General features: G+C 66.7%; 25 protein-coding genes, 1 tRNA gene and 3 pseudogenes. 21 read left to right on the top strand and 8 right to left on the bottom strand.

Features of this window, described 5'->3' with window-relative positions; genetic code table 11:
• Position 1 precedes the first annotated feature (1 nt).
• The 7 genes and pseudogenes from QXZ94_RS29260 (at position 2) to QXZ94_RS29230 (ending at position 7468) form a co-directional block, all read left to right on the top strand.
• The gene (locus QXZ94_RS29260; RefSeq protein ID WP_315724265.1) at positions 2-2374 is read left to right on the top strand and encodes a DUF5682 family protein; all 2373 of its coding nucleotides are present in this window, start codon (positions 2-4) and stop codon (positions 2372-2374) included.
• A gap of 5 nt (positions 2375-2379) precedes the next feature.
• Positions 2380-3564, top strand: coding sequence for a VWA domain-containing protein (locus QXZ94_RS29255; RefSeq protein WP_315724263.1), 1185 nt, complete (start codon positions 2380-2382; stop codon positions 3562-3564).
• Between the two features lie 46 nt (positions 3565-3610).
• Positions 3611-3985, top strand: a complete 375-nt coding sequence (locus tag QXZ94_RS29250) for a hypothetical protein (protein ID WP_315724261.1) — start codon at positions 3611-3613, stop codon at positions 3983-3985.
• A gap of 69 nt (positions 3986-4054) precedes the next feature.
• On the top strand, positions 4055-5107 hold the full coding sequence (locus tag QXZ94_RS29245) for a M48 family metalloprotease (RefSeq protein ID WP_315724259.1): 1053 nt from the start codon (positions 4055-4057) through the stop codon (positions 5105-5107).
• 30 nt (positions 5108-5137) lie between these two features.
• The gene (locus tag QXZ94_RS29240; RefSeq protein WP_315724258.1) at positions 5138-5752 is read left to right on the top strand and encodes a hypothetical protein; all 615 of its coding nucleotides are present in this window, start codon (positions 5138-5140) and stop codon (positions 5750-5752) included.
• Positions 5753-5756: 4 nt separating this feature from the next.
• Positions 5757-6581 (top strand): TIGR04222 domain-containing membrane protein, encoded by an 825-nt coding sequence (locus QXZ94_RS29235; RefSeq protein ID WP_315724256.1) that lies wholly within the window; start codon positions 5757-5759, stop codon positions 6579-6581.
• A 64-nt stretch (positions 6582-6645) separates the two neighbouring features.
• A pseudogene (locus QXZ94_RS29230) lies at positions 6646-7468 on the top strand (NAD(+)--dinitrogen-reductase ADP-D-ribosyltransferase).
• Between the two features lie 211 nt (positions 7469-7679).
• Here the strand turns inward: QXZ94_RS29230 and QXZ94_RS29225 are convergent.
• The 3 genes and pseudogenes from QXZ94_RS29225 to QXZ94_RS29215 form a co-directional block, all read right to left on the bottom strand.
• Positions 7680-7874, bottom strand: a pseudogene (locus tag QXZ94_RS29225) (histidinol-phosphate transaminase); the annotation flags it as partial.
• Between the two features lie 98 nt (positions 7875-7972).
• Positions 7973-8049: transfer RNA gene (locus tag QXZ94_RS29220), tRNA-Arg, on the bottom strand.
• A 187-nt stretch (positions 8050-8236) separates the two neighbouring features.
• Positions 8237-9712 (bottom strand): HAMP domain-containing sensor histidine kinase, encoded by a 1476-nt coding sequence (locus tag QXZ94_RS29215; RefSeq protein ID WP_315724254.1) that lies wholly within the window; start codon positions 9710-9712, stop codon positions 8237-8239.
• A 540-nt stretch (positions 9713-10252) separates the two neighbouring features.
• Here QXZ94_RS29215 and rpmH point away from each other — a divergent pair.
• The 11 genes and pseudogenes from rpmH (at position 10253) to dapE (ending at position 19981) form a co-directional block, all read left to right on the top strand.
• Entirely contained in the window at positions 10253-10387 is a 135-nt protein-coding gene (rpmH, locus tag QXZ94_RS29210) for a 50S ribosomal protein L34 (protein WP_006609582.1), read from the top strand.
• Positions 10388-10417: 30 nt separating this feature from the next.
• Positions 10418-10855, top strand: a complete 438-nt coding sequence (gene rnpA, locus QXZ94_RS29205; RefSeq protein ID WP_315724252.1) for a ribonuclease P protein component — start codon at positions 10418-10420, stop codon at positions 10853-10855.
• Complete coding sequence (yidC, locus tag QXZ94_RS29200) at positions 10852-12720, top strand: membrane protein insertase YidC (protein WP_315724249.1); 1869 nt, start codon at positions 10852-10854, stop codon at positions 12718-12720. The genes rnpA and yidC overlap by 4 nt, the downstream gene beginning before the upstream one ends.
• 147 nt (positions 12721-12867) lie before the next feature.
• A complete protein-coding gene (yihA, locus tag QXZ94_RS29195; RefSeq protein ID WP_315724247.1) occupies positions 12868-13530 on the top strand; it encodes a ribosome biogenesis GTP-binding protein YihA/YsxC in 663 nt (220 codons plus the stop codon).
• Positions 13527-13898 (top strand): DUF423 domain-containing protein, encoded by a 372-nt coding sequence (locus QXZ94_RS29190; protein WP_315724245.1) that lies wholly within the window; start codon positions 13527-13529, stop codon positions 13896-13898. The genes yihA and QXZ94_RS29190 overlap by 4 nt, the downstream gene beginning before the upstream one ends.
• A 74-nt stretch (positions 13899-13972) precedes the next feature.
• Entirely contained in the window at positions 13973-14869 is an 897-nt protein-coding gene (argB, locus tag QXZ94_RS29185; protein ID WP_315724243.1) for an acetylglutamate kinase, read from the top strand.
• Between the two features lie 124 nt (positions 14870-14993).
• Positions 14994-15995, top strand: a complete 1002-nt coding sequence (locus tag QXZ94_RS29180; protein ID WP_315724241.1) for a DUF1036 domain-containing protein — start codon at positions 14994-14996, stop codon at positions 15993-15995.
• 205 nt (positions 15996-16200) lie between these two features.
• Positions 16201-16896: a pyrimidine 5'-nucleotidase gene (locus tag QXZ94_RS29175; RefSeq protein WP_315724239.1), complete on the top strand. Its 696-nt coding sequence runs from the start codon at positions 16201-16203 to the stop codon at positions 16894-16896.
• A 359-nt stretch (positions 16897-17255) separates the two neighbouring features.
• Positions 17256-18101, top strand: coding sequence for a 2,3,4,5-tetrahydropyridine-2,6-dicarboxylate N-succinyltransferase (dapD, locus tag QXZ94_RS29170; RefSeq protein ID WP_006609574.1), 846 nt, complete (start codon positions 17256-17258; stop codon positions 18099-18101).
• 64 nt (positions 18102-18165) lie between these two features.
• Positions 18166-18603, top strand: a pseudogene (locus QXZ94_RS29165) (DUF805 domain-containing protein); the annotation flags it as partial.
• A gap of 223 nt (positions 18604-18826) precedes the next feature.
• Positions 18827-19981 (top strand): succinyl-diaminopimelate desuccinylase, encoded by a 1155-nt coding sequence (dapE, locus tag QXZ94_RS29160; RefSeq protein WP_315724236.1) that lies wholly within the window; start codon positions 18827-18829, stop codon positions 19979-19981.
• 12 nt (positions 19982-19993) lie between these two features.
• Here the strand turns inward: dapE and truA are convergent, their stop codons facing one another.
• The 3 genes from truA to def all read right to left on the bottom strand — a co-directional run bounded on the left by truA (position 19994) and on the right by def (position 22490).
• A complete protein-coding gene (gene truA / locus QXZ94_RS29155; protein ID WP_315724234.1) occupies positions 19994-20731 on the bottom strand; it encodes a tRNA pseudouridine(38-40) synthase TruA in 738 nt (245 codons plus the stop codon).
• Positions 20732-20847: 116 nt separating this feature from the next.
• Positions 20848-21783, bottom strand: coding sequence for a methionyl-tRNA formyltransferase (gene fmt / locus QXZ94_RS29150; RefSeq protein WP_315724232.1), 936 nt, complete (start codon positions 21781-21783; stop codon positions 20848-20850).
• Positions 21784-21962: 179 nt separating this feature from the next.
• Positions 21963-22490, bottom strand: a complete 528-nt coding sequence (def, locus tag QXZ94_RS29145) for a peptide deformylase (RefSeq protein WP_315724230.1) — start codon at positions 22488-22490, stop codon at positions 21963-21965.
• A 169-nt stretch (positions 22491-22659) separates the two neighbouring features.
• Here def and QXZ94_RS29140 point away from each other — a divergent pair, with 169 nt between their 5' ends.
• The 3 genes from QXZ94_RS29140 (at position 22660) to QXZ94_RS29130 (ending at position 25780) form a co-directional block, all read left to right on the top strand.
• Positions 22660-23916, top strand: coding sequence for a DNA recombination protein RmuC (locus QXZ94_RS29140; RefSeq protein ID WP_315724227.1), 1257 nt, complete (start codon positions 22660-22662; stop codon positions 23914-23916).
• 91 nt (positions 23917-24007) lie between these two features.
• Positions 24008-24313, top strand: coding sequence for a GIY-YIG nuclease family protein (locus tag QXZ94_RS29135; RefSeq protein WP_315724225.1), 306 nt, complete (start codon positions 24008-24010; stop codon positions 24311-24313).
• A gap of 84 nt (positions 24314-24397) precedes the next feature.
• Entirely contained in the window at positions 24398-25780 is a 1383-nt protein-coding gene (locus QXZ94_RS29130; protein ID WP_315724223.1) for an AmpG family muropeptide MFS transporter, read from the top strand.
• 1 nt (position 25781) lies between these two features.
• Here QXZ94_RS29130 and QXZ94_RS29125 read toward each other — a convergent pair whose 3' ends face one another.
• Complete coding sequence (locus QXZ94_RS29125) at positions 25782-26147, bottom strand: hypothetical protein (RefSeq protein ID WP_315724221.1); 366 nt, start codon at positions 26145-26147, stop codon at positions 25782-25784.
• An 82-nt stretch (positions 26148-26229) separates the two neighbouring features.
• Positions 26230-26655, bottom strand: coding sequence for a hypothetical protein (locus QXZ94_RS29120; protein WP_315724219.1), 426 nt, complete (start codon positions 26653-26655; stop codon positions 26230-26232).
• Between the last annotated feature and the right edge of the window lie 19 nt (positions 26656-26674).

Below are 26674 nucleotides of genomic sequence, written 5' to 3'. Positions count from 1 at the left end.
CGTGGCCGCAGCCTCGCCCGATCGTCTGCACCTCCTCGGCATCCGTCATCATGGACCGGGCTCGGCGCGCGCGGTGCTGGCGGCGCTCGACGCCGCCGATCCGGCGGTCGTGCTGATCGAAGGGCCGCCCGACGCCGATGAGCTGATCTCCTTCGCCGCATCGCCGGCGATGGTGCCGCCCATCGCCTTGCTGGTCCATGCGCAGGATGACGCGAGCAATGCCAGCTTCTTCCCGTTCGCGGTGTTCTCGCCGGAATGGCAGGCGATCCGCTGGGCGCTGGCAAAGCAGCGACCGGTCCGCTTCATCGATCTGCCGGCGTCGCATCGGCTCGCCGAACGGGCTAAGGCGGCGAAGCAGGAGGATGATGAAGGCAAGGCCACGCCTGAGGACGCCGACGCGACTGCGCAAGATCCGCCCGAGCCCACCGACCCGGAGCTGGCACAGATCCGGCGCGACCCGCTGGCCTATCTCGCCACGCTCGCCGGCTATGACGACAGCGAGTCCTGGTGGAACGCGATCGTCGAACAGGGCACGCATGGACCGGAGATCTTTGCCGCGTTGGAAGCTGCGATCACGACGTTGCGGGAGACGATCGATCCGCTGCCCTATCAGCCCGCCGACGAGGCCCAGCGCGAGCTGCGTCGCGAAGCGCACATGCGCCTGCAAATCGCCGCTGCGCTGAGCGAGCACGAAGGCCCTGTCGGCGTCGTGTGCGGCGCCTGGCACGTGCCGGCGCTGCGCAAGAAGGTCGCCCTGAAGGACGATCGCGCCCTGCTGAAGGGATTGCCGCAGATCAAGGTGACCGCGACATGGGTGCCGTGGACCGAGACGCGGCTCGCCGCCAGCTCCGGTTATGGCGCCGGCGTGATCTCTCCCGGCTGGTACGCGCATCTCTGGCAGGGATTGCAGCATCGTCAGGTCGCCGCGCCCGACGCGACCGGCTTCACGACGCGCTGGCAGGCACGCGTCGCCGAGCTGTTGCGCCGGAACGGCCGGCCGGCATCGACGGCCGCCGTGATCGAAGCGTCGCGGCTGGCGATCACGCTCGCCGCGCTGCGCGACGTCGCGCTGCCTGGCCTCGCAGAGATGCGCGAGGCGAGCCTCGCCACACTCTGCGAGGGCGAGACCGCACTGTTCCGCCTGATCGAGCAGCAGCTGATCATCGGCCAGCGTGTCGGCGAGATCGACGACAGCGTGCCGCAGGTGCCGCTGGCCGCCGATCTCGCGCGCTGGCAGCGCAAGCTGAAGCTCAAGCCCGAGGCGCTCGACAGCGACATCGCGCTCGACCTGCGCAGCGAGGCGGGCCTTGCGAAATCGCAATTGCTGCATCGTCTCGCGCTGATCCAGGTGCCGTGGGGACGGCTGCAGGGCTCGGGGCAGAGTCGCGGCACCTTTCGCGAGAACTGGCGGCTGCGCTGGGAGCCGGAATTCTCAGTGCGTCTGGTCGAGGCGCTGGTCCATGGCACGACGGTCGCGCAGGCCGCCGGCAACGCCGCGGTGAGCAGCGCGCAAGCGGCGGCGTCGCTGAACACGGTCGCCGCCATCGTGAGCGGCTGTCTCGAGGCCGGTCTGAGCGAGGCCGCCGAGACCACGATCGCGCTGCTGCAACAGCGCTCGGCGGCGACCAGCGACGTCGCCACTCTCACCGAAGCCGTGCCGCCGCTCGCCGAGATCCTGCGCTACGGCACCGCGCGGGCGCTGCCGACAGAGGCGCTGCGCCTCCTCGTGATCAGCCTGGTCGAGACGATCTGCGCCGGCCTCGTCTATGCCTGCCGCAGCCTGCAGGCGGACGTCGCGGCTGATCTGCGCGGCAAGCTGGCGCGGCTCGACGCCGCGATCGGCCTGATCGAGGACACCGGCCTGCGCGAGGGATGGCGGCGCGCGTTGACGCTCGTCGCCAACGACACTTCGGCACATCCCTTGTTGAAGGGACTGGCGAGCCGCGCGCTGTACGATCACGGCATCGTCCGGCCCGAGCAGACCGCGCTGGCACTCTCGCGCGCGCTGTCGCACAGCGTGCCGACATTGGAGGCCGGCGACTGGCTCGACGGCTTCCTCGGCCAGAGCGGCCAGGTGCTGCTGCACGACCAGGCGCTGCGCCGGATCATCGACGCCTGGCTGGCGGCGATCGACGACGAGGCGTTCAACAATCTGCTGCCGGTGATGCGCCGCGCCTTTGCGGGCTTCGACCGCAGCGAGCGGCGGCGGCTGCTCGATGAGCTGGAAAGGCAGCGTCCGACCGCCATGTCGACGGCGACCGACGCCGCGCCGTTGCAGCCGCTGGCGCCGTTGCCGTCCAGCGCGGCCGGCTTCGACGCAGCGCTGCCCTTGCTGCTGACGATCCTTGGCGCGGACCGGCCGATGAAGGGATGACCGACATGAGAAGTGATGCGGAGGCCGAGCGCAATCGCCGCTGGCGCCTCGTTCTCGGTGGCGACGACCAGGCCGGCCTGTCCGATCGCGACCGCCGGCTCGATGCGGCGCTGGCCGGGCTATATGACGCCGGCGCCGGCGGCAAACGCAGCGGCGGCCGCCGCGGCGGGCTCGGCGGCTCGGCGCCGCGCGTGGCGAGCTGGCTCGGCGACATCAGGGAGTTCTTTCCCGCGCCCGTGGTGCAGGTGATCCAGAAGGACGCGTTCGAGCGGCTCGGCCTGAAGGAGATGCTGCTGCAGCCGGAGTTTCTCGCCGCTCTCGAAGCCGACGTGCATCTCGTCGCCGACCTGATGGCGCTGCGCTCGGTCATGCCCGAGAAAACCAAGGCGACGGCGCGCGAGGTGGTGGCCAAGGTCGTGAAGGAGCTGATGGAGAAGCTCGACACGCGCACCACCGAGGCCATCCGTGGCGCGGTCGACCGCCGCCGCCGCACCCGGCGTCCGCGTCCCGGCGACATCGACTGGCCGCGCACCATCGGGAAGAACCTGCGCCACTGGCAGGCCGAGCATCGCACCATCGTTCCGGAGACCCTGATCGGCCACGCCCGCGCGTCGCGGCGGACGAATCTGGAGGAGGTCATCCTCTGCGTGGATCAGTCGGGCTCGATGGGCACCTCCGTCGTCTACTCCTCGATCTTCGCCGCGGTGCTGGCCTCGATCCCGGCGATCGCGATGAAGCTCGTGGTATTCGACACCAACATCATCGATCTCACCGAGGAGCTGGCCGATCCGGTCGAGGTGCTGTTCTCGGTGCAGCTCGGCGGCGGCACCGACATCAACCAGGCGCTGGCCTATTGCGAGCGGCTGGTGCATGAGCCGACACGGACGCACATGGTGCTGATCAGCGACCTCATCGAGGGTGGCATCGCCGAGCAGATGCTGGCGCGCGCCAAGGCGCTGGTGTCGTCCGGCGTGAACCTGATCGTGCTGCTGGCGCTGAACGACGACGGCCGCCCGGCCTACGACGCCAAGCACGCCGCGATCCTGGCCTCGCTCGGCTGCCCGGTGTTCGCCTGCACGCCGCACCAGTTTCCCGAGCTGATGGCGACGGCGCTGAAGCGCCAGGACATCTGGTCGTGGGCCGCGGCGCAGGACATCAAGCTGGTGCGCCCGGAGGACGGTGGCGTGTAGCTCGGAGCCCGAGGCAGCTGACAGGAAACAGGCAAGCGGGAGCGACATGGCGCATCATCTGATCTATGTCATCACTGACCGCTTCGATCCTGCCGCCGAGCAACCCGATTCCAGGACAGGCTGTCCTGGCGTGGCTGTGCTCCGAACTCCGGACGCTGGGCTACGATACGACAGACCCCGCGAAGACTGGGGCTGGTATGCCTACACGGCGAACTGGTCCTACATGCTCGGCGCCGGCGGCGAGCCGGAGTCGGATCAGGATTTTCACTGGATCATCGCGATCAACAAACGCCGGAGCCTGCGCGACCATCTCTTCCGCCGCAACAAGATGCTGGCCGAGGACGAACTGTCAGCTACCTTCGAGCGGCTGCTCGACGCGCAGGGCGACTTTCGGATCACGGCCATCGAAAGAGACGGATGATGTGCGAGCCGTCAACGGCTCCGATCGCATGGGACATCGATGAAGCGCCTTGTTCTGACATCCATCCTGTTGCTCGGCCGCTATGCGGTTCTGCCCCTGGTCGGGCTGGCTGGCGGATTGCTCTTCATCTGGCTGCTCGCGCTGGACCACTCTACGCGGTTTGTGCTGGCCACCGCGCCCATCATGTTCTGCGTGATCGCGGCTGCCGTCGCGCTGGCGCTCGGAATCCTGTTCGTGCCAGCGCGGCGCGACCGGAGCAACGTCCTGGACGAAGCGACGGCGCCCGCGCTGTGGCGAATCTGGCGGGAGCTCGACCCGGCCTTCGCCAAGCCGAGACGCAGCCTGCGCTTCGACGCCGATTTCAACGCGTCGATTGGCGAAGCGCGCTCCTATGCCGGCATCTTCCGCCAGCACGTCACGATGACCGTCGGACTGCCGCTGTTGATGATCCTCGACGAGCGGGCCATCCGCGCCACTATCGCCCATGAGGTCGCCCATGCCGAGCTGCGTCACATCACCGGCTCTGGCAATCTGTTCGACTTTCTGCGCGCCTGCGAGAACGTTCTCCACTACGCGAACCCCGATCGCACCGTCACCGGCCGGATCGCGGCATTTCTGCTGCGCGCGGTGCTCGAATGGGTCAACAGGGAGTATCGCGCACTGTCACGCCAGAACGAGCTGGCCGCAGACCGGCGCGCGGCGGCGCTGATGGGACCCGCCGAGATGGCACGATCGCTCGTGCTGATCGCCGGCGGCGCGGCGAGGCTGCGCGAGCTGGTCTTTGCGCCCCTCGAGACCGACATGCTCGGCGCCATCAGCCTGCCGGCCACGCCGCTGCAGCGCATGTCCAGCCATCTCGCCGCCATCCGTGACCATGACGCGCTCGCCGCTGCCGCGGCCAAGACGATGGGCGAGGAGCCGATGGAGGACCCGGATTCGACCCACCCGCCGCTCCGCACGAGCCTAGCCAATCTCGGCTATGCCACGCTCCCCGCGGTCGACCCGATCGAGGCACCGGCCATCGCGCAGTTGCTGTCACCCGATGCCGCGCGCGACCTCGCCGCGCGGCTCGACGCCGAGTGGCGCAAATTGGCACAGACCAGGGTGCGCCTGGGCGGCTGACGCCCAATTGGACCAGCCTGCGGCCCCCCCATGGAACTCGGCGCGCTGCCATGCTATCGTCCAGCCGTGCACGATCTCCGAGACCCTTCGGTACAGCGCGCGCAGCTCAAGGTCGATGTCCGGGCCGGCGAGCCGGACTGGACGCCTGCGCGACAGGAATTATGGCGGCGCATCGCCGCGCATGATTTCGAGCCGGGCACACCGTTCAACTTCACCCAGCGTCTGGCGCGCGATCATGGCTGGAGCCTCGACGAGGCCCGCGCCGCCATCGAGGCCTATCGCCGGTTCTGCTTCCTCGCGATGGTGTCACCGACGCCGGTGACGCCGAGCGAGGTGGTCGACGAGGTCTGGCATCAGCACCTGATCTATTCGCGCGACTATTGGACCATGTGGTGCGGTGAGCGGCTGCAGTCCCCGCTGCATCATGATCCGACCCCGGGCGGGCCGGACGCGCAGATGACCTACCGCCGCCAATATGCCGAGACCCTGGCGCTGCACGAACGCTTCTTCGGGCCGCCCAGCCCCGATCTGTGGCCTGCGACACATATCCGTTTCGCCGGCCCGCGCTATTTCGTCGCCGACCGTAGAGATTGGCTCACCCTGCCGCGGCCGCGCGCATGGCTGCGGCGACTGTTGAGGAGATGATTGCTTGCCACTCAATCCGTTCGACTGGACTGCCGGCCCGTTCATCATGCTGTATGTCGGCAGCGCAGCCCTATTGTTCTGGATCGCGTATCGGTGGCGACGGACGATCGGTCCGGCAGCTTCGGTGATCCAGCCCCTGAGCGAGCTGGAGCTGGCCTATCTGGCTGGCGGCGATCGCCGGCTCGGCGATGCCGTGCTGCTCGGGCTCGCCGTGCAGAACGCCGTCACTTTCACATCCGGCGACCACAAGATCACGGTCTCAGACCAGGCGCCGCTGGCGGCTCTGATCAAGCAGCCGCCCCGCCTCGCGCTCCAGCCCGACATGACGCGGGAGCAATTCCAGACTGCACTGGAGCCGCTCGCCCGGCGCCTTCAGCAGCGTCTTCGGACCCTGGGCTACTGCCCGAGCAGCGCGCAGATGAGCGCCTTCCGCCGCTCGGTGCTGCCGTTCGTCGGCGCTCTCATGCTGTTTGGCATCGTCAAGGCGGTCGTGGGCCACGCGCGGCACCACGATGTCGAATTTCTGATGTTTCTCCTCGGTGGCACCGTGTTCGCGACGCTGCCGCTCGCATCCGCGCCGCTGCGAACCCGCGCCGGCGAAGACGCATTGAAGAGCTACGAGGCCTCCCACGCGCGTGCAGCACGTGCACCACGCGAGCATGAGCTGCTGCTCGCCGTGGCACTGACGGGCGCCATGGTGTTGTCCGGCACCGCCTATGCGTCGGTGCTCGCGACCTCGAAAGCCCTCGGCGGCAATGGGGGTGGCTGCGGCGGCGGAGGGTGCGGGGGCGGCGATGGTGGCGGCGGCGGTTGCGGCGGCTGCAGCTGATAATCAATCGCTCGGCGCCGCGGTTGATACCAAAGCCTTTCCTGTTCGCATGCGGCGCGGCATCATGCCGGCCATGAGCGACGCAGCACAGCCGACACGGCGCGGCATCGGCCATTCGACCAATCTCGTGGGGCGCCCCTCGGAATGGCTGGCGAGCTGCGCCTTCAACGACAGCGCGGTGCCGCTGCACATCTGGGGCGTCACCGAGATGAACCCCAGCCTGTTCACGATGCTCGATCAGGCCGAGGATCTCGGCGAGGCCGGCCAGGCCTTCTCCAGCTACATGATGGCGATGTTCGGCCTCGATCCGGAGCAGCGCGCCGGGCAAAGGCGCTTCCGTTCCTCGTTCCTGCGGCTGATCCAGGGCTGGGGGTTCGACAGCAACGGCCCGGAAGGCGCCGTCCTGAAGGGCTGGGTCGAAAGCCGGTTCGGCCTCAGCCCGTCCTACCACAAAGAGATCATCGAGCGCGTGGCGAGCCGGGGCCTGGACGAGCTATGTGGAAGAGAAGATGTCGAGCCGCTTCCACAACAACGCGATCTGGGTGCAGCTCGACCTGCTGTTCGAGTTCTGCCAATGGGCGATCCGCCGCTTCGCCTTCCCGGACGAGACGCATCTGACGCTCCATCGTGGCATCAATTCGTTCGACGAGCACTGGATCATCGAGCAGACGACGCGCCGCGAGGCGGTGATGCGGCTCAACAATCTCGTGTCGTTCTCCTCGGACCGCGACACCGCCAGCTGCTTCGGCGACATGATCCTCACCGCGCGGATTCCCGTCAGCAAGGTCGTGTTCTTCAACAGCCTGCTGACGTCGCACGCGCTGAAAGGCGAAGGCGAATATCTCGTCATCGGCGGCGACACCCGCGTCAGCGTGGACTATGTCTGAGCGCGCTCCACATGAGCGCGCCTGATGTCGGCGAGCGCGCGAGGACGCAAGCCGTGACGATATCCCTAACGACGCGCGACGGGGACCGGCCCGGTGTGGCGTGACGTCTCCCTGACAATGTTCCTGAGCGCGCTGATGGCGCTGACGGTGTTGAGCTTCGTGCTCCCGTTTCGCAAGGCGAAGCAAAAGTCGGTGCCGTTCGATCCCTCGCGAGCCGCATCGCCTGCGGATCGGGATAGAGCCGCAACGGATCGGCCGCGGCGGCTCGGATCGCCTCGATCGCCTTCGGCGACGGCCCGAACGGGCAGTCATTGGTGTTGAGCTTGACGAGACCGGGGATCTGCGGCTGCTCGCCCGGCACATAGGGCGACAGCCCGTACGCGAGCTCTGACCAGAAACGGCTCAAGACGGACCTACTGCGGCCCCGTCACATAACATGACCCGTTGGACATCGATCGGAGCGGACGGGATCGGCAATTCAATGGGTGGGATATCATCGGCGAATGGCGCGCCCGGAACGATTCGAACGTCCGACCCTCAGATTCGTAGTCTGATGCTCTATCCAGCTGAGCTACGGGCGCGTTTTTCGCTGTTGGCGGGGTCCGAGCCGCATGAGCCGGATCCCGGAAGGCCGGAGCGGCAAACGCCGGCAGGCCTCGCGAAGGGCCTCTGACTAACGGCTCGGAGGCCGCTTGGCAAGGCTGGAGCGGGACAATTTATGCGCCTTTTTTGAAGGGCTGCCCCTCAGGCGCCCCGCTGCACGCCGGGTCAGGCGCTGGCGCGCTCGGTCCAGAACGTCTGCAGCTCGACCGGCCGGTCGGGAACCGTGATTCGGAACGTCGCGCCCAGGGTGCCCTCGACCAGTTGGATGTCACCGTCATGGGCGCGGACCAGCTCGGCCGCGATGGCGAGGCCGAGGCCGGAACCGCCGGGCCGGCCGGCGCCGCGAAACGCCTCGAACAGGTGCTCGCGCACCTTGGCCGGCACACCGGGTCCGGTATCGGACACCTCCAAAATGGTCACCGCCCCCTCGCGGCGGCCGGTGATGCGGATCTGGCGAACGCCGGCATCCGCAGAGAGGCTGTCGAGGGCCTGCGCCGCATTGCGCACGAGGTTGAGCAGCACGCGGAACAGCTGGTCCGGGTCGGCGTCGATCTTCAGGCCGCGCTCGATCGCGCTGATCCAGGTGATCGAAGCGTCGGGTGCGAGGCCGGCGGTCTCCCGCACCTCGGCGACCACCTGCTCGACGACGACCATGCGGCGGTCCGGAGCCGGCTCCTGGACCTTGCCGTAGGACAGCGTCGACTGGCAGAACGCGATGGCCCGCTCCAGCGAGCGCATCAGCTTCGGCGCGAAACGCTGCACCCGCGGATCGGGCACGCTGGCGAGCTGGTCGGACAGCAGCTGCGACGACGCCAGCAGGTTGCGCAGATCGTGATTGATCTTGGACACGGCAAGGCCGAGCGCCGCCAGCCGGCTCTTCTGATGCAGCATCGAGACGAGATCGCGCTGCATGTCGGCGAGCTCGCGCTCGGCGACGCCGATCTCGTCGGAGCGCTGGCTGGGCACGATGATTCGCGCCGCGCTCTCGGGATTCTCATGGAAGCCGACCAGGCTCGCGGTCAGGCGCCGCATCGGCCGGACGAACAGATAATGCAGGGCCAGATAGACCAGCGCCGCGGTCAGCATCGCGAGCAGCAGCGACACGCCGAGCAGGTTGCGCGAGAAGCGGTACATCGCCTTGCGCAGCGGCTTCTCGTCGGTGACGACCTCGATGAACTGGGCGCGGCCCGGCGCCGGCCCGATCACGCGCATGGTGTGATCGCCGGTCTCGGTCATCATCTTCAGCGAGTTGACGATCGACGACCACACCGTCATGTCGCGCATGTCGAAGTCATGATCGATCGACGCCGGCAGGTCGGCGCTGGCGAGCAGACGGCGCTGCTGGCCCATCTTGATCGCGACGCCGCGCGCGTTGATCGAGGTCAGGATCTGGCGCGCCAGCGAATCCGGCACCATGCCGGAGGGGGCGGCATCGAGCACCAGCGCGGCGGTATTGGCCGCAGCGAGGCGATCGTTGAGGCGGTTGGTCCAGAAGTTGGCGATCGCAGGCACGTAAACCAGAACGGCCGCGATCATCACCAGTGGAATCGTCAGCAGCAGCAGCTTTCCGGACAAGCCGAGGCGACGCGACCGCTTGGGTCGCAGACGCTCCAGGATCGGCTGGTTGTCGCTCTCTGTCACGTATCGCCCTTGTAAGAGACACCCCCACCCTTACGGGTCCGCAAGATGGGACTGCACCGGAGTCCGGTCAAATTACGGATCGCTCATGTTGAGGTTTCCAAATCGTTCATAATGGAACCCGCAATCTCACGACCGCCCTGCTTCCTCCCGTGCCCCCTGCTCCATGAACCCCGAAGCGCGGCGGTCATTCTCGACCATCCTGCCCGTGATCGCGGGTTCTGTTCTCGTGCCACCTTGTGTCATCCTGGGCTTGTGTCATCCCGGGCCGACGCTGCCCCGGTGCGTGTTACCAGGGCCTTGATGAGCGCTGCTGCCGCTCCCGCCGAGCTCTCCTCGGCGACGCCTTGCCGCGATTGACGAAGGCAGGACGCTCCCTTATAAGCCGCGCCAACTGTCCGCGATGACCCGGCTTGTCCGGGGCGGCTCGATTTCAGGGCCGGCAGCGGTCCGCTTTGGGCCAGCAAGCATCACCGGACATCCTCGACATTTCAAGCCGGCAAGTTGTCAACTGGCAAATTGCCCGTCAGCGGAGAACGACCCGTGAAGCGGACTTATCAACCCAGCAAACTGGTGCGCAAGCGCCGTCACGGCTTCCGCGCCCGTCTCGCCACCACCGGCGGCCGCAAGGTCCTTGCCGCGCGTCGCGCCCGGGGCCGTAAGCGTCTCAGCGCCTGAAGCCAGGGCGTCGTCCCGGAGATTTCCATCATGGATCGGCTGCGGCAGCGGGCGGACTTCCTCGCCGTTGCCGATGGCGTGCGGGCGAACAGCCCTGCCTTCGTGGTCCAGCGGCGCGAGCGCGCGGACCAGGGCGCGATCCGGATCGGCTTTACCGTCACCAAGAAGAATGGCACCGCCACGGAGCGTAATCGCATCCGTCGGCGGTTGCGCGAGCTTGTGAAACGGCTCGATCCCCTGTCGCTACGGCCGCACAGCGACTATGTGCTGATCGGCCGACGCGATGCGCTGTCGCGCGATTTCCAGACCATGCTCGACGATCTCCAGGCGACGCTTCGCCGCCTCGACCGGCCGCAGGCCAAGCCGCAGCCGCGCAAGCCATCGGATGCGCACAGGCGCAATGCTCCCGCACCGGACGCGCATTCCCGTGAAACCGGATTGAATGACGAGACGATAAGAAAACGATGACCGACAATCGCAACACCATCCTCGCCGTCATCCTGTCCGGCCTCGTGCTGATCCTCTGGCAGGTCTTCTACAATGGCCCGCAGATGGAGAAGGAGCGGCAGCGCGCGCAGATGCAGGCCGAGCTTGCCAAGAAGCAGGCACCGGCCGCGCAGTCCGACAGCACCGCGCCGTCTGCCACGCCGCAGCCGGGAGCGGCGGCGTCGGGCAGCCCGAGCGCACCGGGCGGCGCAGCGCCCAGCGCCAGCGGCGTGATGCCGCGCGAGACTGCGATCGCCGCCACGCCGCGCGTCAAGATCGACACGCCGCGCCTCACCGGCAGCATCTCGCTCAAGGGCGCGCGCATCGACGATCTGGCCTTCGTACAGTATCGCGAGACGGTCGATCCGAAGTCGCCGGCCATCGTGCTGTTCTCGCCGTCCAGCACCGCCGAGCCCTATTATGCGGAATTCGGCTGGGTCAACGCCGCCGGCGCCAAGGTCCAGGTGCCCGATCAGAACACGGTCTGGCAGCAGGACGGCTCCAACGCGCTGACGCCGTCGACGCCGGTCAAGCTGACCACCACCAACGGCGACGGTCTGACCTTCCAGCGCACCATCTCGGTCGACGATCACTATCTCTTCACGATCAAGGACGACGTCACCAACGCCGGCAACACGCCGGTGACGCTGTACCCGTATGGCCTGATCTCGCGCCACGGCACGCCGCACGTGTCGGGCTACTACATCCTGCATGAAGGCCTGATCGGCTATCTCGGCGAGAAGGGCCTGCAGGAATACACCTACAAGAAGATCGACGAAGACAAGGCCGCGAAGTTCGACGTCACCAATGGCTGGCTCGGCATCACCGACAAATATTGGGCGACGGCGCTGCTGCCGATGACGGATGCGCGGCTGCAGGCGAACTATTCGTCGAAGCTGGTCGACAACCAGCATCGCTACCAGACCGACTATGTCGAGAACCCGCAGACGGTTCCAGCCGGCGGCTCGGCATCCGTCTCGACCCGGCTGTTCGCCGGCGCCAAGGAGGCCGGCGTCGTCGGCATCAACTTCCCGCTCGGCGGCCTCGGCGGCTACAATCAGAAGCTCGGGCTCAACCATTTCGATCTCTTGATCGACTGGGGCTGGTTCTACTTCCTGACCAAGCCGATGTTCCTGGCGCTCGACTTCTTCTTCCGCTTCTTCGGCAATTTCGGCATCTCGATCCTGCTGGTGACGGTGCTGGTGAAGCTCCTGTTCTTCCCGCTCGCCAACAAGTCCTACGCCTCGATGGCCAAGATGAAGGCGATCCAGCCGCAGCTGCAGGCGCTCAAGGAGCGCTATCCGGACGACCGGATGAAGCAGCAGCAGGAGATGATGGAGATCTACAAGAAGGAGAAGATCAACCCGGTCGCCGGCTGTCTTCCGGTCGTGCTGCAGATCCCGGTGTTCTTCTCGCTCTACAAGGTGCTGTTCGTCACCATCGAGATGCGGCACGCGCCGTTCTACGGCTGGATCAAGGACCTCTCGGCGCCGGATCCGACCAACCTGTTCACGCTGTTCGGCCTGATCCCGTTCGATCCGACGCAGCTGCCGTTGTTCGGCCATTACCTCGCGCTCGGCATCTGGCCGATCATCATGGGCATCACGATGTGGTTCCAGATGAAGCTGAACCCGACGCCGCCGGATCCGACCCAGGCGATGATCTTCAACTGGATGCCGCTGATCTTCACTTTCATGCTCGCGGGCTTCCCGGCCGGTCTCGTGATCTACTGGGCCTGGAACAACACGCTGTCGGTGCTGCAGCAGGGCTTCATCATGCGCCGCAACGGCGTGAAGGTGGAGCTGTTCGACAACATCAAGGGCACGTTCAAGAAGAAGCCGGCGTGACGAGGACCGCGGCGTGAGAGTTCACCCGCTGAAGCGATGAAAGTTTGCGTCATGGCCGGGCTCGTCCCGGCCATCCACGTCTTGAGAGCCGGCAATGACGACGTGGATGCCCGGGGCAAGCCCGGGTATGACGGAGAGGCGAAAGCTATGACGACCACCAGCAGCGACATCGATGAGCGCCTGATCGAAAAGGGCCGCAAGCTGTTTGCGCAGGCGTGGCGCTTCACGCACGCCTCGCCGTCGATCGAGAGCCTGCCGCCGATGGGGGCGATCGAGGTCGCCTTTGCCGGCCGCTCCAATGTCGGCAAGTCCAGCCTGATCAACGCGCTGACCGGCCAGAACGCGCTGGCGCGCACCTCGCACACGCCCGGCCGGACCCAGGAGCTGATCTTCTTCGAGGGGCCCGACTATGCGCCGCTCCGGCTGGTGGACATGCCCGGCTATGGCTATGCCGCTGCCGCCAAGACCAAGGTCGCGTCCTGGACCGAGCTGATCCACAAATTCCTGCTCGGCCGCGCCAGCCTCGCCCGCGTCTATGTGCTGATCGACGCCCGCCACGGGCTGAAGGAGGTCGACCAGGACATCCTCAAGACGCTCGACCGGTCCGCCGTCAGCTATCAGCTGGTGCTGACCAAGGCCGACCAGATCAAGCCGGCCGAGCTCACGGCCCGCATCGCCGAGACCGAGGCTGCGCTCGCCAAGCATCCGGCGGCATTCCCGCAGGTTCTGGCCACGTCGTCCCGCTCGGGCACCGGCATGCCGGAGCTGCGCGCGGCGATGGCGCGACTGCTGGAGGAACGCGGCGCATGACGAAGCTGTGGCGGCTGCTGATCGCGCTCGCCGGGCTGATGGGGGCCGCCGGCGTGGCGCTGGCCGCGAAAGCCGCGCACGATGCCGATGCATCGCGGCTCGCGACCGCCTCGACCATGCTGCTGTTCCACGCCTGCGCCCTGCTCGGCGCGGTTGCCCTGGCCGAGCGCGGCGTGGTTCATCGGCGCATCGGACTCGTCGCCGCGTTCGGCCTGGTGCTGGGTCCCGCGCTCTTCGCCGGCGATCTCCTGATGCGGCAGTTCACCGGCGACCGGCTGTTTCCGTTCGCGGCGCCGGTCGGCGGCAGCTTGCAGATCGCGAGCTGGCTCGTTCTCGCCCTCGCGGCGCTGTGGCCGCGGCGCGGCTGATCCGGCGCTTTGCGCCCCGCCCGGCAATCGGATAGAACCGCGCCCGACGTCCCGATAGCCGAGATCCCCCCGACATGACCGACGCGACCACCATCAGCCCGCTCGATCAAGCCCGCATCCTGTCCGAAGCGCTCCCGCACATGCAGGAGTATGACGACGAAACCATCGTCATCAAATATGGCGGCCACGCCATGGGCGACGAGGACACCGCCAAGGCGTTCGCGCGCGACATCGTGCTGCTCGAGCAGACCGCAATCAACCCGGTGGTGGTGCATGGCGGCGGGCCGCAGATCGCGACCATGCTCAAGCGGCTCGGCATCGTCTCCGAATTCGCCGCGGGGCTGCGCATCACCGACGCCGCGACCATCGAGATCGTCGAGATGGTGCTGGCAGGCTCGATCAACAAGCAGCTGGTCGGCTATATCAATGAAGCCGGCGGCAAGGCCGTCGGCCTGTGCGGCAAGGACGGCAACATGGTGCGCGCCGTCAAGGCGACCCGCACCATGGTCGATCCCGACAGCCATATCGAGAAGGTGGTCGATCTCGGCTTTGTCGGCGAACCCGACAAGGTCGATCTCACGCTTCTCAACCAGCTGATCGGCTACGAGCTGATCCCGATCCTCGCACCGCTCGCGACCTCGAAGGACGGCCAGACGTTCAACGTCAACGCCGATACCTTCGCGGGCGCGGTCGCAGGCGCGCTCAAGGCCAAGCGGCTGCTGCTGCTGACCGACGTGCCCGGCGTGCTCGACAAGTCGAAGAAGCTCATCCCGGAACTGTCGGTCAAGGATGCGCGCAAGCTGATCGCCGACGGCACGATCTCGGGCGGCATGATTCCGAAGGTCGAGACTTGCATCTACGCGCTCGAGCAGGGCGTCCAGGGCGTCGTGATCCTCGACGGCAAGGTATCGCATGCCGTGCTGCTCGAGCTGTTCACCAACCAGGGCACGGGCACGCTGATCCACAAGTGATGGGCAGGGCATTCGCCGGATAAGGGCCGTGAGAGTGCAAGATGGGATCGTCATTCCGGGGCGCCTCGAAGAGGCGAACCCGGAATCTCGAGATTCCGGGTTCGATGCTCCGCATCGCCCCGGAATGACGGCAGTGTTGACGTACGCGCTGCTGATCACCCTGCCACTTCTCGCCTTGATCACCCCCGCCCGCGCCGACCTCAAGCTCTGCAACCGCATGAGCTACGTCGTCGAGGCCGCGATCGGCATCGACGAGAAGGCGGCGACCGCGACGCGCGGCTGGTTCCGGCTCGATCCCGCCACCTGCCGCGTGGTGTTGCAGGGCACGCTGACGGCAGACCGCATCCTCCTTCATGCCCGCGCGCTCAGCCTGTATGGCGCCTCGCCGCTCGCCGCGAACGGCAATGACCAGCTGTGCGTGGCATCAGACAATTTCGTCATCGCTGCCGCCCGGCAGTGCCGCACGGGACAGACGCCGGCGGCGTTCACGCAGGTGACGCCGACCAAGACCGACGACGGCACGCTGATTGCCTATCTCGCCGAGAGCGCGGAGTATGACGACGAGCAGGCCCGGCTCGCCGGCATCCAGCGGCTGCTCGGCATTGCCGGCTACGACGCCTCGCCGATTGACGGCGTCGACGGGCCGAAGACGCAGGCTGCGCTCGCCGCCTTTTTGAAGAGCCGAGGCCTGTCGTCCGACGTCGTATCGCAGCCGAGTTTTTTCGCGACCATGGTAGAGGCCGTGCAGACGCCCTCGCCGACCGGGTTGACCTGGTGCAACGACACGCCGCACAAGGTGATGGCGGCGGTCGGCACCGATGATGGGCGCACGGTGGTCAGCCGCGGCTGGTATCGCATCGATGCCGGCAAGTGCCTGCATCCGGACATCACGGGTCAGCCGAAGAAGGTCTACAGCTTTGCGGAGGCGGTCGACGACGAGAACCGCACCATCAAGCTGAAGAACAAGCCGCTGAACTGGGGCGGCCTGGTGCAGCTCTGCACGCGCGAGAACAAGTTCGAGACCACCGAGCAGGGCGACTGCCCGAGCCGCGGCTTCACCGCGACCGGCTTCACCGCTGTCGACATCACCCGCGGCGGCAAGACGCTGCGCTTTGCGCTGCCGTGATGGGCTCGTCGATGTTGCCTGCAACACCGCCAAAAACTCAGCCGTCATCCCGGCGAACGCCGGGATCCATAACCACCGGACGTGGCGTGGGTCGCCGGCGTCAGCCATCGTGCCCCAAGATAGCTTCCGCGGTATGGGTCCCGGCTTTCGCCGGGACGACGACGGAATATGATGCGCCAGCCGGGCAGAACCGATCGAGGCAACAATGACAAAATCCCCCCGCGCCTTCGATCACGTCGACACCTGGGTGTTCGATCTCGACAACACGCTGTATCCGCATCACGTCAATCTGTGGCAGCAGGTGGATGCGCGGATCGGCGAGTTCGTGTCCAACTGGCTCAAGGTCGATGCGGACGAGGCACGCCGGATTCAAAAGGACTACTACCGCCGTTACGGCACAACGATGCGCGGCATGATGACCGAACATGGCGTGCACGCCGACGACTTCCTGGCCTACGTGCACAAGATCGACCATTCGCCGCTGGAGGCGAACCCGGCGATGGGGGCTGCGATCGAGCAGTTGCCGGGACGCAAGCTGATCCTGACCAACGGCTCGGTCGACCATGTCGACGCCGTGCTGGCGCGGCTCGGCATCGCCGATCATTTCCACGGCGTATTCGACATCAAGGCTGCCGAGTTGACGCCCAAGCCGGCACGCGAAACTTATGACAAATTCCTGGGGCTGCACGATGTCGATCCGACGCGTGCCGCGATGTTCGAGGACCTCGCGCGCAACCTCGTCGTGCCGCACGACCTCGGCATGACCACGGTGCTGGTGGTGCCCGACGGCACCAGGGAGGTGGTGCGCGAGGATTGGGAGCTGGCGGGGCGCGACGATCCGCATGTCGATCACGTCACGGACGATTTGACCGGGTTCCTGCAGCGGCTGGTGGCTGCCTGATCCTCGCCGCGTCGTCCCGGACAAGCGGCCGGCTCGCTGGTCATGAGTTGCGACGGCGGTCCGCCAAACTCGGTGTCGTCCCGGGCTTGACCCGGGACCCATAACCACAGGCGGATGAGTGAGGCACGCTAGTGGCTCAGGATGTGCCCATCACATCTCCCTGTGGTTATGGGTCCCGGATCGGCGCTCGCGCGAGAGAGCCTTCGCATGAGCGGACAGCGTGGCGCTCCGCTTGTCCGGGACGACGGCGGAGTGAACTTGACTCCCCTGCCCCAAACTCCGAAAAAGCCCGCCTGCCCCACCCTGCTCGTACATGACCGACCCAGGCGACCCGCCCGGGACCAAGCGAGGATCGACCGATGTCACTGTCCGCCCTGGAATCCACCATCAACAGCGCCTTCGACGCCCGTGACGGGGTCTCGACCTCGACCAAGGGCGAGGTGCGCGACGCCGTGGAGAGCGCGCTGGAGCTGCTCGACAAGGGCGAGGCGCGTGTCGCCGAGCGGGCTGCGGATGGCAAGTGGAGCGTCAACCAGTGGCTGAAGAAGGCCGTGCTGCTGTCGTTTCGTCTCAACGACATGAGCGTGATCCCCGGCGGCCCCGGCCAGGCGTCGTGGTGGGACAAGGTGCCGTCGAAGTTCGAGGGCTGGGGCGAGAACCGTTTTCGCGATGCCGGCTTCCGCGCCGTGCCCGGCGCGATCGTGCGCCGCTCGGCCTTCATCGCCAAGAACGTCGTGCTGATGCCGTCCTTCGTCAATCTCGGCGCCTATGTCGATGAGGCGACCATGGTCGACACCTGGTCGACGGTCGGCTCCTGCGCCCAGATCGGCAAGCGCGTGCACATCTCCGGCGGCGTCGGCATCGGCGGCGTGCTGGAGCCGCTGCAGGCCGGCCCCGTCATCATCGAGGATGACTGCTTCATCGGCGCGCGCTCGGAGGTCGCCGAGGGCGTCATCGTGCGCAAGGGCGCGGTGCTGGCGATGGGCGTGTTCCTGGGCGCCTCGACCAAGATCGTCGACCGCGAGACCGGCGAGACCTTCGTCGGCGAGGTGCCGGAATACGCGGTGGTGGTGCCGGGCGCACTGCCGGGCAAGCCGATGAAGAACGGCCAGATCGGCCCGAGCACGGCCTGCGCCGTGATCGTCAAGCGCGTCGACGAGCGTACCCGCTCCAAGACCTCGATCAACGAGCTGCTGCGCGACTGATCGAACCACGGCTGCAACCACAGCGACGAATCTCCGGACCGGTCGCGCCGTCCGGAGATTGCCCATGGATTGGATCTGGTTTCTGTTCCGCTTCGACGGCCGGATCAACCGCGCCAAGCTCTGGCTGTCGCTGCTGGTGATCTTCGGCTGGATGTTGCTCGCCGCAGCGCTGATGGCCGGCGTCAGCAAGCTGCTGGGCGGCACTGCTGCCGCCAGCTTCAATCTGACGAGCATTTTTGCGGTCCTCGACCCCGACACCTATCGCGGCTTGGCGCGCGCCGATGTCGTGCGGTCGGCGGTCCATGTCGTTCTCACCCCCGTATTCGCCTGGGTCTTCGCCGCGGGCGCGGTCAAGCGCCTGCATGACCGCGACAAGAGCGGTTGGTGGACAGTGCCGTTGTTCGTCGTCCCGGGCCTCGTCGACCAATTCGCGGACCGGCTGCCGGGGACTGTGCTTCCGATCATCCTTGGAGCGATCGCCGCGCTGCTCTCGCTGTGGGGTTTCATCGAGTTGTGCTGCCTGGCCGGCGCCCCTTGGACCAACCGCTTCGGACCCAATCCACTGCCGAAGGTCCGCCCCGACGGCCAGCGCCCCAGATCGCCGCGCCCCGGATGGAACCAGCACCAGGAGCTGGAATTCACCCCGCAGGTCGCCGGCACGCCCTGGCGGAAGCGGCAATCGGCTGCACTAGCCCGCCGCCGAACGAGCATGATAAGCGGAGGGCATGACCGATGCCCTCACCATCACCCGCGACCTGATCCGCTGCCCTTCCGTCACCCCGGCCGATGCCGGCGCGCTCGGCGTGCTCGAAGCCCTGCTGAAAGACGCGGGTTTCACCACGCATCGTGTCACCTTCTCGGAAGCCGGCACCGCCGACATCGACAATCTTTATGCCCGCATCGGAACCGAAGGGCCGCACATCACCTTCGCCGGCCATACCGACGTGGTGCCGCCCGGCGACGAAGCCGCTTGGAGCCTTGGCGCATTTTCCGGCGAGGTGAAGGACGGCTATATCTACGGCCGCGGCGCGGTCGACATGAAGGGCGGCATCGCCTGCAGCGTGGCGGCTGCGCTCGCCTATCTGCGTGACCACGGCGGACAGCCGAAGGGCTCGATCTCGTTCCTCATCACCGGCGACGAAGAGGACGTCTCGATCAACGGCACCATCAAGCTGCTGCAATGGGCCGCCGAGCGCGGCGAACGCTTCGATCACTGCGTACTCGGCGAGCCGTCGAACCAGGAAGTCATGGGCGACTGCATCAAGATCGGCCGCCGCGGCTCGCAGTCCGGCACGCTCATCGTCGAGGGCAAGCAGGGCCACGTCGCCTATCCGCATCGCGCCTCCAACCCGGTGCCGGACATCTCGCGCCTCATCGTCGCACTCTCGGACGAGCCGCTCGACCATGGCAGCGCGCAGTTCCAGCCGTCGAACCTCGAATTCACCACCGTCGACGTCGGCAACACCGCCACCAACGTCATCGCGGGGATCGCGCGGGCGAAGTTCAACATCCGCTACAATGACTGCCATACGCAGGAGTCGCTGCGCGCGCTGCTCGAGGAGCGGCTGGCGAAAGCCTGCGGCAACCGCATCCGCGCCCATATCGACTGGCTGCCGTCGAACTCCAACGTGTTCCTGACCAAGCCGGGCCCGTTCACCGATCTCGCGGTCGCCGCCATCGAAGAGGTGACGGGCCGCAAGCCGGAGCTGTCCACCACCGGCGGCACCTCGGATGCCCGCTTCATCTCGTCCTACTGCCCGGTGATCGAGTTCGGCCTGGTCGGCCAGACCATGCACCAGATCGACGAGCGCGCCTCCGTCGCCGACATCGCCACGTTGACGAAGATCTATCGCGGCATTCTCGATCGCTATTTTGCGTAGCCAAGCGCCGCTCTAGTAATCGACCTTCACGAGATACAGGCCTTCCGGCGGCGCGACCACGCCACAGGCCGCGCGGTTGCGCGCGGCGAGCGCAGCCGCGAGATCGTCCGCAGTCCAGCGGCCCTGCCCGACCCACACCAGCGAGCCGACCATCGAGCGCACTTGGCTGTGCAGGTAGGACCGCGCGGAGGTGATGATCGTGATTGCGTCGCCCTCTTGCACGACGTCGAGTTGATCGAGCGTCTTTTCCGGCGACTTGGCCTGACACTCGGTGTCGCGGAAGGTCGTGAAATCATGCTTGCCGATCAGGCGTTGCGCCGCAACGTGCATCGCGTCGGAGTCGAGCCGCTGCGGCACGCGCCAGACGCGGCCGACCTCGAGCGCGAGGTTCGAGCGGCGATTGACGATGCGATAGCGGTAGTGCCGCTTGCGCGCGGAGAAGCGCGCCTCAAAGGTGCCGGGCACGATTTCGGCATCCAGCACCGCGACCGGATTGGGCCGCAGATGCGCGTTGAGCGCATCTCGCAGCTTGTCCGGCCGGAACTCCTTGTCGATGTCGCAATGCGCGACCTGCCCCGTGGCGTGGACTCCGGCATCGGTGCGGCCGGAGCCGTGCACGCGGGTCGGCACTCCGCAGGTCGCTTGCACCGCCCTCTCCAGTGCCCCCTGCACCGACGGCAGCGTGTCCTGCAACTGCCAGCCGCAGAAGGGAGTGCCGTCATATTCGATGGTGAGCTTGTAGCGGGGCATCGCCTCGATCGCATGTGGCCGTCATTGACGGGCTTGACCCGGCAATCCATCCAGGGACGAAGCTTGTTCGCGAGATGGATGCGCGGGTCAAGCCCGCGCATGACGAGCTGAGATGGTCAGCTGAAGCGCAGGCCCGGCGCGACAGGCGTGCCGCGCAGGAAATCCGCGGCCTTCATCGGCCCCTTGCCGGCGCGCTGCAGCTCTGTGATGCGGATCGCGCCGCCGGCGCAGGCGATGGTGAGGTGATCGTCGAGGACGGTGCCCGGCTCGCCCGCGCCGTCGGCCAGCGCGCAGCGCAGGATCTTCAGGCGCACCGCCTCGCCGTCCAACAGGACCTCGCTCCAGGCGCCGGGGAACGGCGACAGGCCGTGGATGTGGCGCAGCACGGCGTGCGCCGGCTTCGCCCAGTCGATCCGCGCCTCGGCCTTGTCGATCTTGGCGGCGTAGGTCACGCCGTCCTCGGCTTGCTTCGTCAGCGTCAGTCCGCCGCGCTCCAGCGCGGCCATCGCGCGCACCATCAGGTCGGCGCCGATGCGCGAGAGCTTGTCGTGCAGATCGGAGGCGGTCATCGCATCGGTGATACCAAGACGCTCGGCCATCGCGACGTCGCCGGTGTCGAGGCCGACATCCATCTTCATCACCATCACGCCGCTCTCGGCATCACCGGCCATGATCGCACGGTTGATTGGCGCGGCGCCGCGCCAGCGCGGCAGCAGCGAGGCATGCAGGTTGTAGCAGCCGAGCTTGGGCGTATCGAGAATCGCCTGCGGCAGGATCATGCCATAGGCGACAACGACGGCGGCATCGGCCTCATGGGCGCGAAACTCTGCCAAGGCCTCCTCGGTCTTCAGCGTCTTCGGCGTGAGCACGGGGATGCCGAGCCGGCGCGCCTCGATCTCGATCGGCGTCGGCTGCAGCGCCAGCCCGCGGCGGCCACCGGGCTTCGGCGCGCGCGTATAGACGGCCACGATCTCGTGGCCGTGGCCGGCGAGCTCGAGCAGAGTGGGCACGGCGAAATCCGGCGTGCCCATGAAGATCAGGCGAAGTGGCATGTGGTCTGAGACCCTGCAAAGCCTCTACTCCGCTGTCATGGCCGGGCTTGTCCCGCCTGCGGGGCCGAAGCCCCTTCGGCGCGGCGTAGGCCCGGCCATCCACGTCGCGCGACCAAGACAAGCGGCGAGACGTGGATGCCCGGGTCAAGCCCGGGCATGACGAAGGAGAGAGTTGATCGTTACTCGCCCGCGCGCTTGGCGGCCTTGGTGAACTTCTTCATCACGCGGTCGCGCTTGAGCTTCGACAGATAGTCGATGAACAGCACGCCGTTGAGATGGTCGATCTCATGCTGGATGCAGGTGGCGTAGAGCCCCTCCGCGTCCTCCTCGCGGACCACGCCGTCGAGATCGGTGAAGCGGACGCGCACCCGCGCCGGCCGCTCGACCTCCTCGTAGTATTCGGGGATCGACAGGCAGCCTTCCTCATAGACCGACAGCTCGTCGGACTTGGCGATGATCTCGGGATTGATGAAGACCCGCGGCTCGCGTTTGCCTTCCCCGTTTGCGTCAGGCTTGGCCAGATCCATCGTGATGACGCGCAGCGGCTGCGCGACCTGGATCGCCGCGAGCCCGATGCCGGGCGCGTCGTACATGGTCTGAAACATGTCGTCGACCAGCTGCCGGATGTCCGGCGTGACCTTCTCGACAGGCTTGGACACCAGCCGGAGCTGCCGGTCCGGCAGGATGATGATTTCTCTAAGGGACATGGCGCGCGATTTAAGCCCCGGAACAGGCGCGGTCAATGTGAGGACGCGCGGTTAAGAGTTCGCTAACCATGAATTTCAACGATCCGTTAATCATACTTCTTAACCCGGCCTTAACCATAAATGTTCTCTCTTCGTTCGCGACGGTTTGCGAATCGGATAGACGGGGGTGATGACCGCCAGCCAATCGCTGAATCCTGCGCTGAATTCTGCGCTCAATCCTGTCGTCGTCATGATCGGCGACCTGCCCGTCCGCGCCAGCGACGCGCTGATCGGGTTTGGCGTGCTGGTGCTGCTTCTGCTCATGATGATCGGCCTGGCGGTGGCCCGCTCCGGACGGCGGAGCGCGGAGCTTGCCGCCCAGCAGGCGATGCGCACCGAGGAGATCGAACAGCGGTTCGGCGAGATGATCCGGGTGCAGAGCGAGGCCTCCGGCCGGGTCGACGCCATGGCGCAACTGCTCGCCGGCCGGCAGGTAGATCTCGCCCGCAGCGTCAACGAGCGGCTTGACGCCGTCACCCACCGCGTCGGCCAGTCGATGGAGCAGACCACGCGGCACACCATGGATAGCTTGCGCGTCCTGCACGAACGGCTCGGCATCATCGACAACGCGCATCGCGATCTGAGCGAGTTGACCACGCAGGTGTCCACCTTGCGCGACGTGCTCGCCAACAAGCAGTCGCGCGGCGCATTCGGCCAGGCGCGGATGGAGGCGATCGTCCAGGACGGATTGCCGAAGGGCAGCTACGCGTTCCAGTACACGCTCGCCAGCGGCAAGCGGCCGGACTGCGTCGTATTCCTACCCGACAGCAGGCCGCTCTGCATCGACGCCAAGTTTCCGCTCGAAGCCATGACCGCGCTGCATGATGCCGACACCGAGGAGGAGAAGCGCGCCGCCGCGCAGCGCCTGCGCACCGACGTGCTGCGCCATGTCAACGACATCGCCGAGAAGTATCTCGTCGTCGGCGAGACGCAGGATACGGCGCTGATGTTCGTGCCGTCGGAATCGGTCTATGCGGAGATCCATGACGGCTTCGACGACGTGATCCAGAAAGCCTATCGCGCCCGTGTCGTGCTGGTGTCGCCGTCGCTGCTGATGCTGGCGATCCAGGTCATGCAGCAGATCATGAAGGACGCCCGCATCCGCGATGCCGCCGACCAGATCCGCAACGAGGTGATCCATCTCGGCGACGATCTCGGCCGCCTGCGCGAACGCGTGCTCAAGCTGCAGAAGCATTTCGGTGACGTCGGCGAGGACATCCGCCAGATCCTGATCTCCGCCGACAAGATCGAGAAACGTGCGGCACGCATCGAGGAGCTGGATTTCAGCAAGCAGGATGCCGCGGTGGAGTCGCCGCGGATCGCGCCGGGCACGGGTGCGACGCCGGACCTGTTTCCGTTGGCGGGGCGGATGCAGGCGGGGGAGTGAGAGCGATCTGCTGTTGTTGCAAGTGGCGGCAATCCAACAACACTGTCATCGCCCGGCTTGACCGGGCGATCCAGTATCCCAGAGGCGTCCGATGGGTACGCGCTCGTACTACGTCTACATACTCGCCAGCCACATCGGCGGCACCTTGTACATCGGCATGACCAATGATCTGGTTCGACGGGTCGCCGAGCACAGATCCAAGGTCTCCGACAGCTTCACCAAGCGCTACGGCGTGACCCGACTCGTCTACTTCGAAGTCTTTGAACAGATCGAGCAAGCCATTCATCGCGAGAAGCGACTCAAGAAGTGGCAGCGGGACTGGAAGATCTCCTTGATCGAAAAGGACAACCCGGACTGGAACGATCTCTATCCGCAGATCGCGGGAGGCGATGGATAGGCCTCTGGGATACTAGATCGCCCGGTCAAGCCGGGCGATGACAGCTGAGCTTGTGGCACCAGCGGAATCTGCTACCACCTGCGTATGACAGCACCCGAGGCTTCTTCCCACGATATCGCGACCAGCGCTGCGCCCGGCCCGGCCAACCCTGCCCCGACCTGGCGCGAGAGCATGGCCGTCTATCTGCAGCCGCGCGTGCTCGTGGTGCTGTTCCTCGGCTTCTCCTCGGGCCTGCCGCTGGCGCTGTCCGGCTCGACCCTGCAGATCTGGATGCGCGAGCTCGGCGTCGATCTCGGGACCATCGGGCTGTTCGCGCTGGTCGGCACGCCCTACACCTTGAAGTTCCTGTGGGCGCCGCTGGTCGACGCGCTGCATGTGCCGCTGCTGACACGCGCGTTCGGACGGCGGCGGGGCTGGCTGGTGTTCGCGCAGCTCCTGCTCATCGGCGCGATCCTGTTGCTGGCGCTGACCGACCCGGCGCATGCGCCATTCATGGTGGCGCTGGCCGCGCTGCTGGTCGCCGCGACGTCGTCGACCCAGGACATTGTGGTCGATGCCTTTCGCGTGGAGAGCCTGCCGGAAAGCGAGCAGGCCGCCGGCATGGCGGCCTATGTCGCGGCCTACCGGATCGGCATGCTGGTCTCGACCGCCGGCGCGCTCGTCGTCGTCAGCGCATTCGAGAACGCAGGGCTGTCGCGTCCGTCGTCCTGGATGTGGGGCTACGTCGTCATGGCAGCCCTGGTGCTGATTGGCACCATCACCGCATTGGCGGCGACAGAACCAGCGCAGTCGAAGCAGGCCGAGGCCGAGATGAGCGCGGACACTGCGCTCACACGCGTGATGCATGCGGCCAGCGGTGCCTTCCTCGAATTCCTCGGCCGCCGCGACGCGCTGGCCGCGCTCGCCTTCGTCGTGCTGTTCAAGTTCACCGACGCCTTCTCCGGCACGATGACCGCGCCGTTCGTCATCGATCTCGGCTTCACCAAGGTCGACTACGCCGCGATCGTCAAAGGCGTCGGCCTCGCCGCCACGCTCGCCGGCGGCTTTGCCGGCGGCTTCGTCGCGCGGCGCTATTCGCTTGCGACAAGTCTCTGGATCGGCGGCGTGGTGCAGGCGCTCGCCAATTTGTCGTTCTCCTGGCTCGCGGTGGTCGGCGTCAATCAATGGGCCCTGGCGCTGGCGATCTCGGCGGAGAATTTCACCAGCGCGATCGGCACGGTGATCTTCGTCGCCTATCTCTCGGCGCTGTGCCAGAACCCGCTGCACACCGCGACCCAATATGCGCTGCTCACCGCGCTGGCCGCGGTCGGGCGCACCTATCTGTCGTCAGGCGCCGGCTACGTGGCGAAGGCGACGGGCTGGCCGCTGTTCTTCGCGATCTGCGTGCTGGTCGCGATCCCGAGTCTCGTGCTGCTCGCCTGGCTGCAGCGGCGCGGACATTTCGACGGTTTGCAGACCCGCGTTTGAGCTAACGCTTGAGTTCTTGTCGGACCTTGTCGTTGAGGCGCTCGAACTCCGCAACGACGGCGTCACAGGCCGGCTTCGCGGCCTCGCAGCGAACGTCCATATCGATGACCACCTCATCGCCCTTCTGCACCATGCGGCGGCGAACCGCGGTGGGATAGGCCGCGTGATCTTGCGGCGGAAACGACCAGACCGCACGCGCGTCGGCGTCCTCGAAGATTGTCCAGCCGGATCGCGTAGAACTCTTGATCCCCGGCTTGGCCCGCAGGCCGGCCATGGCAGCAGCAACATCCGGATAGCCGAGATCGACCTTGGCGACTTCCTCGGACACTGCCGCCGAGATTGTCGCGAGTGTGGCTGTAACGAACATCAATCCGACCTTCACCGGCCCCCCCCAAGCGATACACACCGGACAAATACGCGGTGCTATTGTAAGGGAACTTAGCCGAGGATCACCGCTTCACCAAGCTCCACTTGGTCACGACCGCCTCGCTGAGCTGCCCCGCATCCTGGGCGCAGGCGATCTCGTCGACCTTCACGGCGATCTGCTTGCCGAGCAGGCCCTTGAGCTGCGAGGCCTGCGCCGGGGTGGCGGTGACGAGCTGGAACGTCTCCGGGCCGGTCTCGAGATTGCACAGCCCGCTCGGCGGCGGCAGGCGGCGCGGCTCGCTGGTGATCTGATAGGCCGCGGAGGGCTGGCCCGGCTTGGCGCCCTTCAGCTTCAGCGCGGTCAATTCGCCCGACAGCACGTCGCCCATATTGAGCGGACGCCCTGCCTTCTGCGGCGCCTCACCCTGCTGCGCCAACACGGATGGCGCCGAGAGTGCCACGCAAATTGCGCCCAAAGCCAGCCGTTTGCCGAATCCGCGGTTCGTCATCATTCACTTCCGTCTGTGC

It is taken from the genome of Bradyrhizobium sp. SZCCHNS2022, assembly GCF_032377575.1.
Taxonomy (GTDB): domain Bacteria; phylum Pseudomonadota; class Alphaproteobacteria; order Rhizobiales; family Xanthobacteraceae; genus Bradyrhizobium; species Bradyrhizobium aeschynomenes.
The sequence above is the reverse complement of the archived record's forward strand: the minus strand, read 5'-3'. Positions and strand labels throughout refer to the sequence as shown.